The sequence below is a fragment of the Flavobacterium jejuense genome (assembly GCF_006491595.2).
In the GTDB taxonomy this organism is placed as follows: domain Bacteria; phylum Bacteroidota; class Bacteroidia; order Flavobacteriales; family Flavobacteriaceae; genus Flavobacterium; species Flavobacterium jejuense.
In genome coordinates, this window is the sequence record NZ_VEVQ02000001.1 from 154,952 (window position 1) to 171,238 (window position 16,287).

Below are 16,287 nucleotides of genomic sequence, written 5' to 3' on the forward strand. Positions count from 1 at the left end.
TTCAGGTCATTTGCCTAATTTTATTTTTAATGATACTTTTAGTTGTGGTTAATAATTTATTATTAGGAAAGCATGATCAAGATGATTCTTCTTTTTTAATTGGTTATTATATAGGAACGCTTATAGGGTTATTTGTGATGTCTTGGCCAACTTATAAATTTTTTAGATTTGGAGGAAAATTGATTGCTAAATCAAAAGTTAAAGACGAAATTAAGGAAATAGGAAAAGAATAAAATGAAACCAGTTGAAGAATACATTTATAGGCAACCTGATGTTTATAGGGAGATGTTATTATATATTATAACAATGGTTGAAAAAGAATTAAATGATTCAGAATTGCTGTTTAAATGGGGAATACCTTATTTTTATTATAAGAAAAAACCTTTTTGTTATTTAGCTCCTAATCATAAAAAGAGATTTGTGGATGTTGGGTTTTCTAAAGGATTTCAGTTGAAAGAAAATCAAGATGTTTTAGTAGATGAAAAAAGAAATACAGTAAAATCGTTACGCTATTTTTCATTAGAAGAAATTGATAGCGAAATATTAAAATCGGTAATAAAAGAAGCAAAAAGATTATATATTTAAAAAGCACTCTTTTTTGAGTGCTTTTTAAATGTTTTCATAGATAAAATTAAATTCTAAAGATTCCACCAACAGCTATAATTCTTTGGAAAAACCAAAAATCTTGAGAAGCACTGTCTACTGGGTCTTTTGTTGTTCTTATATCGTTCATGTTGATATAGCCTCCTTTTAATTCTGCCTGAATAAAAAAGTGTTTAAAGAAAGTTAGATTTAATCCAGCTTTAGCAGATAATCCATATCCTGCAATATGAAATTCATCATATCTATTTTTTCCTAAAAGTGTAGTGTTTGTTTTTGGATATAAAAATCCTGCACCAATTCCTTCTGTTATATTTATTTGAAATTTATCAGTATTAGGTAGCCCAATATATTTAGATAGGTCATCTACTCTTGAAAACTCGGTATTTATATAATTTAATCCATCTGTATGTTCAAATAATAAAAAATCATCAGTTAAAGTTAATTGATCATTTGCTGGGTTTTCATTATAACTACCAGCATTTGGATAAGATCCAGAATAGTTTACTCTTTTGTCATTATACATAACATATTTCATATGATCTAAGCCAATTGAAATGTTGTAGTGGTCATTAATAAAATAACCAATTCTAAAATTTGTTTGAGGAATGGTCATTCTACCAGGATTAATATAATCTACATGATATCCTTTAGGTTTATCATGTGCTTCTACATCATATAGTGTAAAATTATAATCAGCACCTTTGAAATGAATATCGGATTTTGAGTAGGATTCTCTATTTCCACCCCAAAAAATAAAAAATTTTCCTTTGTTGTGTGCGGTGTATTTTTCAGGTGTTTCAACTGTTTCTTGAGAAAAGGTGTACTGTGAAAAAACACAAAAAGTTAGTACAACCATCATAAATGATTGTTTCATTGTAATAAGTAGGTATTAAAATTGGTTTACAGTTTTTCTGATGGCTACTAATTTGGTCATTAAATCTTCGAAATAATCTAAATGAAGCATGTTGGCACCATCACTTTTAGCATTTGCTGGGTCAAAATGAGTTTCAATAAAAATACCATCAACGCCTACAGCTATTCCTGCTTTAGCAATAGTTTCAATCATATCAGGACGACCACCAGTTACACCAGCAGTTTGGTTAGGCTGTTGTAAAGAATGCGTAACATCAAGAACAGTTGAAGCGTATTGTTTCATAGTAGGAATTCCTCTGAAGTCAACAATCATGTCTTGATAACCAAACATAGTACCTCTATCGGTTACCATAACATTTTCATTTTTACAATCTAAAACTTTTTGCACTGCATGTTTCATGCTTTCAGGACTCATGAACTGTCCTTTTTTCAAGTTTACAGTTTTTCCTGTTTCTGCTGCAGCCATTACTAAATCTGTTTGACGAACAAGGAAAGCAGGAATTTGTAGAACATCAACATATTCAGCAGCCATTGCAGCATCTTCATTAGTATGAATATCTGTTACAGTTGGAACCCCAAATTCTTTTGAAATTTTTGCTAGGATTTTAAGTGCTTTTTCATCACCAATTCCAGTAAAACTGTCAATTCTAGAACGGTTTGCTTTTTTAAACGATCCTTTAAATACATATGGGATTTCTAATTTATCTGTGATCGTTACAATTTTTTCTGCAATTCGCATAGCCATTTCTTCTCCTTCTATGGCACAAGGTCCTGCTAATAAGAAGAAATTACCACTTTTAGTATGTTTTATTTGAGGAATATTTTCTAAATTCATTATGTTGTTATTTTAGTGTGCAAAGATAAAAAATAAAACCTTTTAAATTACAGTTTAAAAGGTTAGTTAAGATAGTTTTAAGATTCGAACTTTATTTATTTTATTGGTAGCTTTTTTTAATTTTTAAACCTTTAGGACACAAAATTTGCCCTTTTTCATAAATATTAAAATAAAGTGCAATTTTTTTAGAATTTTCTTCAAAGGTTACTTCATAAATGGATAAAGTTCCAGCTCCTATATTATTGGTTTTTGAGGGGAAAGGACAACAAGTCTCTGTTTTGGAATAGGTTATTTTTTTTCCATTTTCTCCTTCTAGTGCGTTAAAAAATAATTTTATGTTTGCTTCTTCTTGTTTGTCAAGTAAAGGTCCAATATTAATAGGATAATCAGCATCATAACCATAATTTGAATCTGTTGCATATTCGGTTATTTCAAATGCATTATTAACTATTTTAGGTCTTTTCGCATTAGGGTCAATATTCTTTATAGTCGATTTTGTACTAGTACATGCCAATAAAATAAAAGAAAGCATACTTAGAAGAAATAGTCTCATAGTTTAATTGTTTTTAGTTCTGATAAAGTAGCTTACTGCTGCAGAAATAACTACTCCAAAAGATAATTTATCAAATACACTATTAGAAATAGCTGTGTTTAAATTGTATTGCGCTTTTGCTCTCTCTAAAGGAAAGCCTTCTGATACTGCAGCTTTAATTGCGTTTTCGAAAAAACCTGGAGAAATATAATTATAAGTGATGTATAAAACGACAGGATTTAGAACAGTTATCAAAACAGATACTATAATTCCAGAAACAAAGCCCTTTTTCCAGTCCATTTCATTTTTGTAATGATTTCTTTTCTTATCAAAAATAGCTAACCCTATTAGTGTAATACTTATAGGTAAAAATAAGAGGTTGTATAAAGGTTCTAATCCTACTTTTTCACTGTGCCAGCCCATTCTGCTTTCAAAGTACATCCATATTGTGTAAGCAATGCTGTAAAGAATTGCCCATTTGATTTCAATCTTGAAAGTTTGTATCATGCTTGTTTAATTAGAATTCAAAATTAATATAAATTATTATAATTGGAATTAAATGATGTGATTTTTTATCTTTGCCTAAAATTAGTTTTATGGAGTTACTTTATGGTACTTGGCATTGGTCTATATCTGGTTTTTTGATTGGTATTACTATGTTAATGTTAATTTATTTTGGAAAGACGTTTGGCATGTCTTCTAATCTGAGAACACTTTGTACGATTTTAGGAGCTAAACGCAAATCAAATTATTTTAATTTTGATTGGAGAGAACAAAAGTGGAATTTAGCTGTGGTTTTTGGTGCAGTTTTAGGAGGTTATTTCGCGACTCATTTCCTAAATGGATCTCACATTTTAGAATTAAACCCTAGAACTTTACAACAATTACAACAATTGAATATAGATTTTCCAAATGGAAAGATTGTACCAGATGCTATTTTTAGTATTGATGCCATGCTTTCTGTAAAAGGATTTTTGATTTTATTATTAGGTGGGTTTTTAATAGGTTTTGGAACTCCATATGCAGGTGGTTGTACTTCTGGTCATGCTATAACGGGCTTAAGTAATTTACAATTGCCCTCTCTCATCGCTGTAATTGGTTTCTTTATTGGAGGCCTAATTGCTTCTTATTTTTTAATTCCTTTATTTTTTTAAGATGAAATTATTACGATTTGTATTGGTAGGATTTATTTTTGGAATTGTTTTAACTAAGTCGGAAGCTATTTCTTGGTATCGTATTTATGAAATGTTTCAGTTTCAGTCTTTTCATATGTATGGTATTATTTTTACAGCTATAGTGACAGGAGTAGTGGGAATTAGATTTTTTAAGAAAAAAGAAATTAAAGATTACAAAGGATTACCAATTGAAATTTTAGATAAAGAAAGAGCAAGGTTTAGATACATTGTTGGGGGGATTATGTTCGGTTTAGGTTGGGGAATAGTGGGTTGCTGTCCAGGTCCTATTTTCGTGCTTTTAGGTGCTGGTGTTGCTTCTATAGGAGTTGTCTTGTTAGGAGCATTAATCGGAAACTTTATTTATGGTGTTTTAAAAGATAAAATACCTCATTAATTCCATTTTCGCATTATTAAATTCTTAAAATTTATCAATATTAAAATTAAATCATCAATTATGTTGTTTTGATTTTGATAATTTCATTATTCTACAACGTTGTATTAATTTTTTTTTAAAAATTGGTTTTTTTATTGTTTTTTTGAAATAAACTTAACAAATAAAACTATTGATTATGAAAAAATTAACAATTATGTTCGTTTCGACTATGGTACTAAGCTTTACGATGTCATCATTTAGTAAAGTGGATGCAATTGAGGTGACTGTTGTGGGCAAATGGAAGTATTATCAAGAAGGAAAAAAAGTTAATAAAGCTGAACTTTTATTTTCTTATGAGCATGAAGAAAGATGTGGTAAAGATTATGTTGAATTTTTTGAAGATGGGAAAGTAAATGATGTGTTTTATTATGGAACTGATAATTGTGAAGTATCTGTTGATAGCGGAACTTGGGAAAAAGAAGAGAATTCTATAATCATTGATTTTCCTTATGCTGGTAAAGAAAAAGCAGAAATACTTTTGCTAGATACTACAACTTTAAAGATGAAAGCAGAAGTGGAAGGAAAAGAAATAATTTATATCTATAAAAAAATGAAATAAAGACTAATTGTCAAATTTTGGTTACAGAAAAAATCCCGAATTATCGGGATTTTTGTTTTATTGAATTTCTGCACTTAAACCAGCATCGAGCAGAGCAGAGCATTGTGGTTTGAGTTCGTTATAACTTCCTGTTTTAACAGCACATTGTCCCTTATAATGAACTAATAAGGCACATTGTTCTGCCTGTAAAGCTTCATGGTCGCAAACACGAATTAGTGTTTCAATAACATGATCGAATGTATTTACATCATCATTGTATAAAACAATTTCGTTGTTTAAACCCACTAATTCCTCAACTAAAAGTTCTTCTTGTATTTTTTCTATCGTACTCATTTTCATTAGTTTAAAGATTAAAACTTAATTGCTACAAATTTATTAAAAAAATAATTAGTTGTTGACTTGTGTAAGATAAATTATTTTCAACCTGTAACTATTTATTATATTTTAAAGCAACCCAATTGTTTCTTTCAAATTTTTTAATGTAAGTCAATCCCTTTTCTGTACATGAGGCATCAATTACAGGAATATCTTCCGTATAAAAACCACTTAAAAAAAGGGTTCCATTGGTATTCAAACAATTGACGTATTGTTGCATATCATTTACTAAAATATTACGATTTATATTGGCAATAATAATGTCATATTTTTGGTCAAGAAGTAATGAAGCATCACCTTCGTATACAGCTATATGTTTACAATTGTTACGCTCTGCATTTTCAATTGAATTGAGGTAGCACCAATTGTCAATGTCTATGGCATCAATTGGTTGTGCTCCTTTCATTTCAGCTAAAATGGCTAAAATAGCAGTTCCGCAACCCATATCTAAGGTTTTTTTATTAGTAACATCTGTTTCTAGAATATGTTGAATCATCATATGTGTAGTTTCATGATGACCTGTTCCAAAACTCATTTTAGGTTCAATCACAATATCAAACTCAGTATTTGTTTTTTCGTGAAAGGGAGCTCTTACATGGCATTTTCCATCTACTTCAATAGCTTCAAAATTCTTTTCCCACTCTTCATTCCAATTCACTTGGTCAATTTCTTCAAAAGTATAGGTGATTTTAAATTCTTCGCTTCCTAAAATATAAATATCTTCTAAAATGTTTTCTGTCCAAAATTCTTTCTGTATATAAGCAGAAAGTCCAGTTTCGGTTTCTACAAAACTTTCAAAAGCTGTTTCTCCTAATTCAGCTAATAATATTTCAGCACCTAATTGCTTTGCTTGTTCGTTATTGCTCGAGTCTCTTGGCTCAATAGTAAAATGATATCCTATATATGTGTTTGACATGCTATAATTTTTTGCAAAGGTAAATAAAGCATAGTAGATTCTTTAAAATATTTTAAATTTGCGAAAATAACAACAACACAACTTTATTTTGTATGAAAAAAAATACAACAATCATTCTATTCCTATTCTACTTATTCTCTTTTTCTCAATTTAAAAAAGACTCAATTAAGAATAATGATTTAAAATTGTCTGCACTGCCTTATTATAGTTACGGAAAGGGATTAGGAGTAACCACACCAGATAGTTTGTTTCAATTGAATATTCGTTTTAGAATGCAAAATAGAGTTACTTATATTGATGAAGAAAATGAAGATAATAGATATGAAGCTCAGATAAGAAGGTTGCGTTTACGTTTTGATGGTTATGTAGGGAATTCAAAGTTTTTATATGCTATTCAATTATCTTTTGCTCCAGGAGATGTGGGTGTAATTGAAGAGGGAGAGAATATAAATATTATTAGAGATGCAGTTTTTTTTTATAGACCAAATAAAAACTGGAATTTAATGTTTGGTCAAACCAAGTTGCCAGGAAATAGACAACGTGTCAATTCTTCTGGAGCACTTCAACTTACAGATAGAACAATTAACAATGCAAGATTTACTATAGATAGAGATTTTGGTTTTCAAGCTTACTATTTGCATGAAGAAAAAGAAAAATTTTCTTACAACATAAAAGCTGCAATTTCTACAGGAGAAGGTAGAAATTGGACCAAAACTTCAGATGATGGAGTGGCACTAACAGGAAAAATTGAACTGTTCCCTTTTGGTTCATTCAAGAAAAATGGTATTTATTTTGAAGGAGACATACTTAGAGAGGAAAAACTTAAGTTGCTTTTATCTGGTGCTTTCCAGCAAAATAATAGGGCGGTTAGAACTCAAGGTCAACTTGGAAAACAACTTTTTGATCCTAGAACGATACGCTCTACTTTTTTTGATGTTCTTTTAAAGTATAATGGTTGGAGTTTAATGAGTGCTTATATGAAAAGAGATGCCAAAGATTTGATAACATATGATCCAGATGATAGTACCAATTTTAATTATGTTTTTGCAGGAGAAGGAATGGATTATCAATTAAGTTATGTCTTTCCAAGTAACTACGAAATAATTGGACGATTTTCAAATCAAAAAGTGGATGATGAAATTAAACCATATACTCCAAATTCTAAACAATACAGTTTAGGATTAACTCGTTACTTATGGGAACATACTTTTAAATTACAAGCTGAAGTGACTTACAATGAATTGGAATATGAAGCTAATCAAACCAAAAACAATTGGTATGCTCGTTTTCAAATTGAAATAGGAATTTAACGGTTTTAGATTACCTTTGTACCCAATTAAAGATAATTATGTTACACATAGGACAATATAATACACTAAAAATACTAAGAGATACTAAAGTTGGTCTTTTTTTAGGAAGTGAAGAAACACAAGATGATGACGTTTTGTTACCTAATAAATATGTACCAAAAGAATTCCATATTGGAGATGATTTAACAGTATTTATTTATTTAGATCATGAAGAGAGACCTGTGGCAACTACACTTAAGCCATATGTTAAACTGAATGAATTCGCTCATTTGAAAGTGAATTACATTAATAAGTTTGGAGCTTTCATGAATTGGGGTTTAGAAAAAGACTTATTTGTTCCTTTTAAAGAGCAAGCTCGTCCTATGGAAGAGGGAAAGCGCTATTTAATATATTGTTTTATGGACGAAAAAACAAATCGTTTGGTAGCTTCCAGTAAAACGCAACAATTCTTAGATAATGAAGAGATTACGATTGAAAATGGTGAAGAAGTAGACCTAATTGTTTCTCACATAACTGAAGCTGGTATTAATGTAATAATTAATGAAAAGCACAGAGGTTTAGCCTATAAAAATGAGGTGTATGATGATGTGAAGCCAGGTATAAGAATGAAAGGCTATATCAAAAATGTTAGACCTGATGGAAAAATTGATGTTTCTTTACGTAAACTAGGAGTAGAAGCGATTGAACCTTCTTCTCAAGTTATTTTAGATGAATTGAAGTCTAACAGAGGTTTTCTAGGTTTAAATGACAATTCACATCCAGAAGACATTCGTACAGTTTTAAAAATGAGTAAAAAAGTCTTTAAAAAAGCAGTAGGTAATTTATACAGACAAAAACTGATTGAAATAAAAGAAGATGGTATTTACTTATTGTAATGAGTACAAAAAATAAAATAATATTAGGTGTTAGTATCTTACACTTTTTATTGGTCTTATTAGTTATTATAAAATCATTTGGTTCTATTGTTTTATTTGATGTTTCAATAGATTCAGTGTGGTTAATTATTTGGTGTTTTACTTTTTTCTTACCTATTATTAATTTGACAGAAATTATAAATAATAGAGATGATTGGAATAAATACTATTGGATAGGTTTATTGTTTAATATTTTGTCGATAATTTTTATAATTCGTCATTATAAAATTGATTTGTTTTAGTTATGCCATTTATAAATAATTCTTCTTATGACGAATCAGTTTCGTTCCTTCATAAACATAAACATGTTTCTACAATTTATGCAGGGATGTTTAAAAAATTTCCAGCACCTATTTATAAACGTGAAATCTTAGAATTGCAGGATGGTGACTTTTTAGCTATAGATTACAATTTAAAGAATAGTACTAAAGCGATTATCTTATGTCATGGATTGGAAGGTAATTCTCAACGAACTTACATGAATAGTTGTGCTACTTATTTTTTGGAACGTAATTTTTCAGTCTTTGCATGGAATAATCGTAGCTGTAGTGGAGAAATGAATCGATTGCCTCGTTTGTATCATCATGCAGCGATTGAAGATTTAGATGCTGTAATACAATTTGCATTAACTAAAGTAGATGAGATTTATTTAATTGGTTATTCAATGGGTGGAGCACAAACTTTAAATTATTTAGGTAGTAACAAAGTTATTAATAAGCGTATAAAAGCAGCAATAGCGGTTTCTGTTCCTATTGAAGTCAAATCGAGTGCAGAATCATTGAAGAAAGGTTTTAATAAGGTATACATGAAAAATTTTACTAATGATTTAATACCAAAATTGAAGTATAAGGCTCAACAATTTCCTGAACTTCTTAATTGGGATAAAATTAAAGATATTAAAAATTTTGACGATTTAGACGATAATTTTACGGCACCTTTACATGGATTTAAAAATAGAGAAGATTATTATTTCAAAGTTTCACCTGCTAGAAATATAGAAAATATTATCGTACCAGTTTTAATTATTAATGCATTGGATGATCCTTTTTTAGGAGAGGATTGTTATCCTGTGGCTTTAGCCAAAAAGAATTCGTTCATTCATTTAGAAATTCCAAAATATGGTGGACATTGTGCTTTTCCAATGAAAAATAATTCACATTCCTATGCTGAAATAAGAGCTTTTGCTTTCATAGAAACATTACATAGTGTAAGATAATTATCATATAAATAAAATAGTTTATCATATTTAAAATATTTAACACTTTCTTAAATGTTAAAATAAAAAAATGATTTAATTTTGTCCGCTGTATGACCAAAAATATAATTAAATATTTTTTAGTATTATCAATTACCCTTATAATAGGGTATGTACAATTGTTCGCTGATGCGAATAAGGATCATACTGCTTTTTCATTAGAACAAAAAATAGGTAAGGATAGTGATCTTGTAAATGAACAAAATAATTTTTCTTTCATATTTGATTATTTTCATTCTTCATTTGATATTGACTCTTATAAAATTCAAGCAATTGATATTGAAATTGAGGAAGATGAAGTTACAAGTTCAAAAAAACTAATAGAGTTTGGAAATTACTTTAGTTCATCTCTATACCAAATTAAAGAAAGTGATTTAAGAGTTTACATTAGAAAAAAAGCACTTTTTTCTAACTCACTTTCTAATTTTACATTCAACAAACTATTTATCATATTCAGCGTCTTCAGAATATGATTTTGTTTCTTTTCTAGACTATTTTTTAGTCTTTTCTTGGTTTTATAAATTTATCAAGTGTATTTTTTTCCAAAAAAATAAAGGAATTTAAGAAGTAATCTGCTATTATTTTTTCGACTTATTTCTTAAAGACCAGCAATCAATTCAATTTATTAAAATATATTATTATGAAGAAAGTTCTCATATTCATGAGTAGTTGCGCCTTGTTACTAAATACAAGTTGCAAAAAAGAAATCGAAAAAAAAGAAGAAGGAACCAAATTTTTAGTTACTAACCCTATAAAAAAAGATACCTTAATCACTAAGGATTATGTGTCACAAATTCAATCAAGTCGTCATATTGAATTAAGGGCACAAGAAAGAGGATATTTACAGAAAATTTTTATCGATGAGGGACAATCTGTTAAACAAGGACAAATATTGTTTCAAATTATGCCTAAGTTATATGAAGCAGAAATGGAGAAAGCAAAAGCAGAAGCTAGTTTTGCAGAAATTGAATATCAAAACACAAAACGTTTAGCGGATAGTAATGTAGTCGCACCTAATGAATTGGCTATGGCTAAAGCTAAATTAGATAAAGCAAAAGCAGAATTAGCTTTGTCTCAAGTTCATTTACAATTTACACAAATTAGAGCTCCATTTGATGGAATTGTTGACCGTTTTCACGTGCGTTTAGGAAGTTTAGTAGAAGAAGGAGATTTACTTACTACTCTTTCTGATAATGGGAAAATGTGGGTGTATTATAATGTTCCAGAAGCTGAATATTTAGATTTTAGAGCTGAGCAAACTAATGATAATAAGCCTAAAGTTAATCTTTTAATGGCTAATAATAAATATTTCGAATATCCAGGAGTGGTGGAAACAATTGAGGCCGATTTTAATAATGAAACAGGTAATATTCAATTTAGAGCAACTTTTCCAAATCCTAAAGGACTTTTAAGACATGGAGAAACAGGAAGTATACATGTAACTATTCCTTTTAAAGATGCTATGTTAATTCCTCAAAAAGCTACTTTTGAAGTTCTTGATAAAAAATATGTATATGTAATTGATAAAAATAATGAAATAAAATCAAGAGAGATTACTCTTGCGGCAGAATTACCTCACCTTTTTATTGTGAAAGAAGGTTTAGCTGTAGAAGATAAAATTCTTCTAGAAGGATTACGTCTTGTAAAAGAAAATGAAAAGATAGAGTATAAATTAGAAAAGCCTGAATCAGTTTTGTCGCATTTAGAGCTTTATGCAGAATAATCGAATCACTTAAAAAGATAAAACATGTTTAGTAAATTTATACATAGACCCGTTTTTGCGATAGTAATCTCGATTATTATTGTTTTTATGGGGTCACTTTCAATAATGAAATTGCCAACTTCGCAATTTCCAGATATTGCTCCTACAACAGTAAATATATTTATAGCTTATCCAGGTGCAAGTGCAGATGTATTAGTGAAATCTACTCTTATTACATTAGAGAACTCTATCAATGGTGTACAAGGAATGAGATACATGGCAACAGATGCAACTAGTGCAGGTGAAGCTACTTTAAGAATTATTTTTGAACCAGGAACAGATCCTAACCAAGCCGTTATTAGGGTTAAAACCAGAGTGGATCAGGTTATGCCTTTATTGCCAGAACTGGTACAGCGAGAAGGAGTTGTAATTACTCCAATTCAGCCAAGTATGTTAATGTATGTTAACTTATATGCAAAGGGTAAAAATATGGATGAAAAGTTCCTATATAACTATGCTAATGTTAAGATGCTTCCAGAAATTAACCGAATTAAAGGTGTTGCAAGATCACAAATATTAGGAAGTAGAACTTATGCTATGCGTATTTGGCTAAATCCAGATCGTATGAGAGCTTATAATGTTTCTACTGATGAAGTTATGGATGCTTTGGCAGAGCAAAGTATAGTAGGTCGTCCTGGACGTATAGGGCAAAGCTCAGGAATTGAAGCTCAATCTTTAGAATATGTTTTGACTTATAAAGGGAGGTTTAGTGAACCAGAACAATATGATAATGTTATTATACGTGCCAATGCGAATGGAGAAAGTATTCGTTTAAAAGATATAGGACGAGCAGAATTAGGAAGTGAATTTTTTGATATTTATTCTAACTTAGATGGTCATCCTTCTGCTTCAATTGTATTGAAACAAAACTATGGAAGTAATGCTAATGACGTAATTGAGCAGGTGAAATTAAAATTAGAGGAAATGAAAGAAACTTTTCCTCCTGGATTGGATTATAAAATTAGTTATGACGTTTCTAAATTTTTAGATGCTTCTATAGAGCAAGTAATAGATACATTAAGAGATGCTTTTATATTAGTTGCTTTAGTAGTCTTTATTTTCCTTGGTGATTGGCGCTCTACTTTGATACCTATATTAGCAGTTCCAGTCTCTTTAATTGGTGCCTTCTTTGTGATTCAGTTTTTTGGAATTTCGATAAATTTGGTAACTCTATTTGCTCTTGTATTAGCTATTGGTATTGTGGTCGATGATGCTATTGTGGTCGTCGAGGCAGTGCATGCTAAGTTTGAAGAGGATCCTCATATAACACCTTATCTAGCAGTAAAGAAAGTATTGGGTGAAATTAGTGGTGCTATTATAGCAATTACAGCTGTTATGGTGTCAGTATTTGTACCTATATCTTTTATGTCTGGTCCAGTAGGTACTTTCTATCGTCAGTTTTCTATTACAATGGCTAGTTCTATTGTTATTTCTGCGATTATTGCATTAACCCTTACACCAGTTTTATGTGCTATGTTATTGAAAAATAATCATGGAAAGGAAAAGAAAAAAAATATTCTAACTAAATCTTTAGATAGCTTTAATAGAGTATTTGATAAACTTACTGGAAAATATGTAATCTTGTTAAAATCTATAGTTAGTAGAAGATGGTTAACCTTTTTCGTATTAATTGCTTTTTGTGCAGGTACATTCTACGTAAATAAAATTCTTCCTTCAGGGTTTATTCCAAGTGAAGATCAGGGAACAATATATGCTATTATTCAAACTCCTCCAGGTTCAACATTAGAAACTACTAACCAAGTTTCACAAAGACTGCAAAAAATTTGTGAAGAGGTTGATGGTGTAGAATCAGTTTCTTCTTTAGCAGGTTATGAGATTATGACAGAAGGTCGTGGTTCTAATGCAGGTACTTGTCTTATAAACTTGAAACCATGGTCTGAAAGAGAACATAAGGTTACTGAAATCATGGAAGAGTTAGAAGAAAAATCTAAAGAACTTGGAGCAAAAATCGAATTTTTTGAACCACCAGCAATTCCTGGATTCGGTTCTTCTGGAGGTTTTTCTATGCGTTTATTAGATAAAAGTACTACTGTTGATTACAAAGATTTTGATGAAATCAACAAGAAATTCATGGAAAATTTAGAAAAACGTAAAGAACTAGCAGGTCTATTCTCTTTCTTCGCAGCAAATTATCCACAGTATGAATTGGAAATTGATAACCAATTGGCTATGCAAAAAGGTGTCTCTATAGGTAAAGCTATGGAAAATCTTGATATTTTAATTGGTAGTACTTACGAACAAGGTTTTATCAAGTTTGAACGTTTTTTTAAGGTATATGTTCAATCAGATCCTAAATTTAGAAGATTGCCATCAGACGTGTTAAATCTTTATATTAAAAATGATCAAGGAGAAATGGTTCCTTATTCTGCATTTATGAAATTGAAGAAGACACAAGGACCAAATGAGATTACTCGTTTTAACATGTATAATTCTGCTGCGATTCAAGGACTTCCAGCAAAAGGTTATACCACTGCGGAAGCTATTGAGGCAGTTCGTGAAGTAGCTAAAGAAACTTTACCAAAAGGTTATGACATTGCTTGGGAAGGTCTTTCTTATGATGAAGCTAGTAGAGGAAATGAATCCATTTATATTTTCTTAATTGTATTGGTATTCGTTTATTTTGTTTTAGCTGCTCAATATGAAAGTTTCATTATCCCTTTAGCAGTAGTACTTTCATTGCCTGTGGGAGTTTTTGGTTCATTTTTGTTGCTAAAAATAATGGGGCTTCAAAATGATATTTATGCTCAAATAGGATTGATAATGCTCGTCGGTTTACTAGGTAAGAATGCAGTACTGATTGTTGAATTTGCAGTTCAAAAACATCATGAAGGATTATCTATTCTTGAAGCAGCTATTGAAGGAGCTAAAGTACGTTTCAGACCTATTTTGATGACTTCATTTGCCTTTATTGCTGGATTAATTCCATTAATGCTTGCTTCTGGTGCGGGTGCAATTGGTAATAGAACTCTTGGTTCTGCAGCACTAGGAGGAATGCTCTTTGGAACTATTTTTGGAGTAGTTATTGTACCAGGTTTGTACTTTATATTTGGTACATTGGCAAGTGGAAGAAAATTAATTAATGATGAGGATGATAGTTCTTTATCTGAAGATTTTGTACATCAATTAGATCGTTTTCCTGAAGAGGAAGAGGAAGAAGAATAGAATAAAATGAATATAAAATCAATAAATATGCTTCGTAATAAGTTTTATATATATGCAACTGTCCTCTTAGTTTTACTAAGTTTGGCAGGTTGTAAAACTACAAATTTGGCTCAAAAAGAAGCCAATACTAATGTTCCTGAAGGCTACAATGCTTCTCAAGATACAATTAATTCTGCTACAATTAAATGGAAAGATTACTTTGTAGATGCACAGTTAAATTCTTTAATAGAAACAGCTTTGCAAAATAACCAAGAATTAAATATTACTTTACAAGAAATTGAGATTTCAAAAAATGAAATCAGAGCTCGTAAAGGAGAATATTTACCGTTTATAGGTCTTAAGGGAGGAGCAGGAGTTGAAAAAGTAGGTAGATACACTAGCCAAGGTGCTAATGATGCTACTACAGAAATTAAGCCTGGCATAGAAACTCCAGAACCTTTACAAGATTATACGATAGGCGCATATGCTACTTGGGAAATTGATATTTGGAATAAATTACATAATGCAAAAAAATCCGCAATAAGTAGTTATTTGGCATCAGTTGAAGGAAAGAATTTCATGGTAACCAATTTAATTTCTGAAATTGCTAATTCATACTATGAATTGTTGGCTTTGGATAATCAATTAGCAATTGTTAAAAACAATATTGAAATTCAAGTGAATGCACTTAAGATTGTGAAATTACAAAAGGAATCAGCTAGAGTAACTGAATTAGCTGTAAAACGTTTTGAGGCTCAAGTTTTTGACACAAAAAGTCTAGAGTTTGAAACGCAACAAAAGATTGTGGAAACTGAAAATAGAATCAATTTTTTAGTAGGACGTTTTCCTCAAAAAGTGGAAAGAAGTGCTAGTTCTTTTATAGATTTAGTACCTAATACTATTCATGCTGGAATTCCAGCTCAATTGTTAGAAAACAGACCAGACGTAAAACAAGCTGAAATGGAATTGGCTGCAGCAAAATTAGATATTAAAGTTGCTAAAGCTCGTTTTTATCCATCTTTAGGTATTTCTGCTGGTATCGGTTTGCGCGCTTTCGATTCGAAGTATTTATTTAAAACCCCAGAATCGTTGTTGTATTCTTTAGCAGGTGACTTGGTAGCTCCTTTAATTAATAGAAATGCTATTAAAGCAACTTATAAAACTGCAAATGCAAAACAAATTCAAGCGGTTTATAATTATGAAAAGACTATTTTAAATGCTTATATCGAAGTAGCTAATCAATTAGCTAAGATTGATAATATGAAGCAAATCTATGATTTAAAAACCCAACAAGTGGAAGCGCTTAATACTTCGGTTACAATATCAAATGATCTTTTTAGATCTGCAAGAGCTGATTATATGGAAGTGTTATTAACACAGCGTGACGCTTTAGAATCAAAATTTGATCTAATTGAAACTAAAATGCATCAGATGAATGCTATGGTAAGTATTTATCATGCATTAGGTGGAGGTTGGAATTAAACTTTTTCTTCAATAATTATATTTTTTTTAAGAACCATTTTACTTTTTTAGTAAAGTGGTTCTTTTTATTTATAAAGAACTTATTTCTTCTTGTAAGTTTT

The 16,287-nt window shown here is 30.1% G+C and carries 18 protein-coding genes; 12 read left to right on the forward strand and 6 right to left on the reverse strand.

Features of this window, described 5'->3' with window-relative positions; translation table 11 throughout:
* The first annotated feature begins 29 nt into the window (after positions 1-29).
* Positions 30-233, forward strand: a complete 204-nt coding sequence (locus tag FIA58_RS00670) for a hypothetical protein (protein ID WP_140958976.1) — start codon at positions 30-32, stop codon at positions 231-233.
* A 1-nt stretch (position 234) separates the two neighbouring features.
* Positions 235-585, forward strand: a complete 351-nt coding sequence (locus FIA58_RS00675; RefSeq protein ID WP_140958978.1) for a DUF1801 domain-containing protein — start codon at positions 235-237, stop codon at positions 583-585.
* A gap of 46 nt (positions 586-631) precedes the next feature.
* Here the strand turns inward: FIA58_RS00675 and FIA58_RS00680 are convergent, their stop codons facing one another.
* The 4 genes from FIA58_RS00680 to FIA58_RS00695 form a co-directional block, all read right to left on the reverse strand.
* The gene (locus FIA58_RS00680) at positions 632-1,477 is read right to left on the reverse strand and encodes a hypothetical protein (RefSeq protein ID WP_140958981.1); all 846 of its coding nucleotides are present in this window, start codon (positions 1,475-1,477) and stop codon (positions 632-634) included.
* Positions 1,478-1,492: 15 nt separating this feature from the next.
* Positions 1,493-2,311, reverse strand: a complete 819-nt coding sequence (kdsA, locus tag FIA58_RS00685; RefSeq protein WP_140958983.1) for a 3-deoxy-8-phosphooctulonate synthase — start codon at positions 2,309-2,311, stop codon at positions 1,493-1,495.
* A gap of 100 nt (positions 2,312-2,411) precedes the next feature.
* Positions 2,412-2,864: a 2-dehydro-3-deoxyphosphooctonate aldolase gene (locus tag FIA58_RS00690; protein WP_140958985.1), complete on the reverse strand. Its 453-nt coding sequence runs from the start codon at positions 2,862-2,864 to the stop codon at positions 2,412-2,414.
* A 3-nt stretch (positions 2,865-2,867) separates the two neighbouring features.
* Positions 2,868-3,350, reverse strand: coding sequence for a DUF4199 domain-containing protein (locus FIA58_RS00695; RefSeq protein WP_140958987.1), 483 nt, complete (start codon positions 3,348-3,350; stop codon positions 2,868-2,870).
* A gap of 89 nt (positions 3,351-3,439) precedes the next feature.
* Here FIA58_RS00695 and FIA58_RS00700 point away from each other — a divergent pair, with 89 nt between their 5' ends.
* The 3 genes from FIA58_RS00700 (at position 3,440) to FIA58_RS00710 (ending at position 5,010) form a co-directional block, all read left to right on the forward strand.
* A complete protein-coding gene (locus tag FIA58_RS00700) occupies positions 3,440-3,997 on the forward strand; it encodes a YeeE/YedE family protein (protein ID WP_140958988.1) in 558 nt (185 codons plus the stop codon).
* A 1-nt stretch (position 3,998) separates the two neighbouring features.
* Positions 3,999-4,412: a DUF6691 family protein gene (locus tag FIA58_RS00705; protein WP_140958990.1), complete on the forward strand. Its 414-nt coding sequence runs from the start codon at positions 3,999-4,001 to the stop codon at positions 4,410-4,412.
* 175 nt (positions 4,413-4,587) lie between these two features.
* A complete protein-coding gene (locus tag FIA58_RS00710; RefSeq protein ID WP_140958992.1) occupies positions 4,588-5,010 on the forward strand; it encodes a lipocalin family protein in 423 nt (140 codons plus the stop codon).
* 57 nt (positions 5,011-5,067) lie between these two features.
* Here the strand turns inward: FIA58_RS00710 and FIA58_RS00715 are convergent, their stop codons facing one another.
* Together FIA58_RS00715 and prmA are read right to left on the reverse strand one after the other, a co-directional pair.
* Positions 5,068-5,343, reverse strand: a complete 276-nt coding sequence (locus FIA58_RS00715) for an ATP-dependent Clp protease adaptor ClpS (protein ID WP_140958994.1) — start codon at positions 5,341-5,343, stop codon at positions 5,068-5,070.
* Between the two features lie 97 nt (positions 5,344-5,440).
* Positions 5,441-6,301, reverse strand: coding sequence for a 50S ribosomal protein L11 methyltransferase (gene prmA, locus FIA58_RS00720; protein ID WP_140958996.1), 861 nt, complete (start codon positions 6,299-6,301; stop codon positions 5,441-5,443).
* A gap of 92 nt (positions 6,302-6,393) precedes the next feature.
* On the opposite strand from prmA, the gene FIA58_RS00725 reads away from it, so the two are divergent.
* From FIA58_RS00725 to FIA58_RS00755, 7 genes are all read left to right on the forward strand, one after another.
* Complete coding sequence (locus FIA58_RS00725; RefSeq protein ID WP_140958998.1) at positions 6,394-7,611, forward strand: porin; 1,218 nt, start codon at positions 6,394-6,396, stop codon at positions 7,609-7,611.
* Between the two features lie 38 nt (positions 7,612-7,649).
* Entirely contained in the window at positions 7,650-8,486 is an 837-nt protein-coding gene (locus FIA58_RS00730; protein ID WP_140959000.1) for a CvfB family protein, read from the forward strand.
* A gap of 283 nt (positions 8,487-8,769) precedes the next feature.
* The gene (locus tag FIA58_RS00735) at positions 8,770-9,741 is read left to right on the forward strand and encodes a YheT family hydrolase (protein ID WP_140959004.1); all 972 of its coding nucleotides are present in this window, start codon (positions 8,770-8,772) and stop codon (positions 9,739-9,741) included.
* Between the two features lie 92 nt (positions 9,742-9,833).
* Positions 9,834-10,253, forward strand: coding sequence for a hypothetical protein (locus tag FIA58_RS00740; RefSeq protein ID WP_140959006.1), 420 nt, complete (start codon positions 9,834-9,836; stop codon positions 10,251-10,253).
* A 167-nt stretch (positions 10,254-10,420) separates the two neighbouring features.
* On the forward strand, positions 10,421-11,503 hold the full coding sequence (locus FIA58_RS00745; RefSeq protein ID WP_140959008.1) for an efflux RND transporter periplasmic adaptor subunit: 1,083 nt from the start codon (positions 10,421-10,423) through the stop codon (positions 11,501-11,503).
* Between the two features lie 24 nt (positions 11,504-11,527).
* Positions 11,528-14,725 (forward strand): efflux RND transporter permease subunit, encoded by a 3,198-nt coding sequence (locus FIA58_RS00750; RefSeq protein ID WP_140959010.1) that lies wholly within the window; start codon positions 11,528-11,530, stop codon positions 14,723-14,725.
* Between the two features lie 6 nt (positions 14,726-14,731).
* A complete protein-coding gene (locus tag FIA58_RS00755; protein WP_243754619.1) occupies positions 14,732-16,186 on the forward strand; it encodes a TolC family protein in 1,455 nt (484 codons plus the stop codon).
* Positions 16,187-16,287 lie beyond the last annotated feature (101 nt).

Coding starts and splice junctions, on each gene's coding strand:
- FIA58_RS00705 (WP_140958990.1), top strand. CDS start 3,999: ATGAAATTATTACGATTTGTATTGGTAGGATTTATTTTTGGAATTGTT.
- FIA58_RS00700 (WP_140958988.1), top strand. CDS start 3,440: ATGGAGTTACTTTATGGTACTTGGCATTGGTCTATATCTGGTTTTTTG.
- FIA58_RS00715 (WP_140958994.1), bottom strand. CDS start 5,343: ATGAGTACGATAGAAAAAATACAAGAAGAACTTTTAGTTGAGGAATTA.
- FIA58_RS00740 (WP_140959006.1), top strand. CDS start 9,834: ATGACCAAAAATATAATTAAATATTTTTTAGTATTATCAATTACCCTT.
- prmA (WP_140958996.1), bottom strand. CDS start 6,301: ATGTCAAACACATATATAGGATATCATTTTACTATTGAGCCAAGAGAC.
- FIA58_RS00680 (WP_140958981.1), bottom strand. CDS start 1,477: ATGAAACAATCATTTATGATGGTTGTACTAACTTTTTGTGTTTTTTCA.
- FIA58_RS00675 (WP_140958978.1), top strand. CDS start 235: ATGAAACCAGTTGAAGAATACATTTATAGGCAACCTGATGTTTATAGG.
- FIA58_RS00670 (WP_140958976.1), top strand. CDS start 30: ATGATACTTTTAGTTGTGGTTAATAATTTATTATTAGGAAAGCATGAT.
- FIA58_RS00745 (WP_140959008.1), top strand. CDS start 10,421: ATGAAGAAAGTTCTCATATTCATGAGTAGTTGCGCCTTGTTACTAAAT.
- FIA58_RS00690 (WP_140958985.1), bottom strand. CDS start 2,864: ATGAGACTATTTCTTCTAAGTATGCTTTCTTTTATTTTATTGGCATGT.
- FIA58_RS00735 (WP_140959004.1), top strand. CDS start 8,770: ATGCCATTTATAAATAATTCTTCTTATGACGAATCAGTTTCGTTCCTT.
- FIA58_RS00695 (WP_140958987.1), bottom strand. CDS start 3,350: ATGATACAAACTTTCAAGATTGAAATCAAATGGGCAATTCTTTACAGC.
- FIA58_RS00710 (WP_140958992.1), top strand. CDS start 4,588: ATGAAAAAATTAACAATTATGTTCGTTTCGACTATGGTACTAAGCTTT.
- FIA58_RS00730 (WP_140959000.1), top strand. CDS start 7,650: ATGTTACACATAGGACAATATAATACACTAAAAATACTAAGAGATACT.
- kdsA (WP_140958983.1), bottom strand. CDS start 2,311: ATGAATTTAGAAAATATTCCTCAAATAAAACATACTAAAAGTGGTAAT.
- FIA58_RS00755 (WP_243754619.1), top strand. CDS start 14,732: ATGAATATAAAATCAATAAATATGCTTCGTAATAAGTTTTATATATAT.
- FIA58_RS00725 (WP_140958998.1), top strand. CDS start 6,394: ATGAAAAAAAATACAACAATCATTCTATTCCTATTCTACTTATTCTCT.
- FIA58_RS00750 (WP_140959010.1), top strand. CDS start 11,528: ATGTTTAGTAAATTTATACATAGACCCGTTTTTGCGATAGTAATCTCG.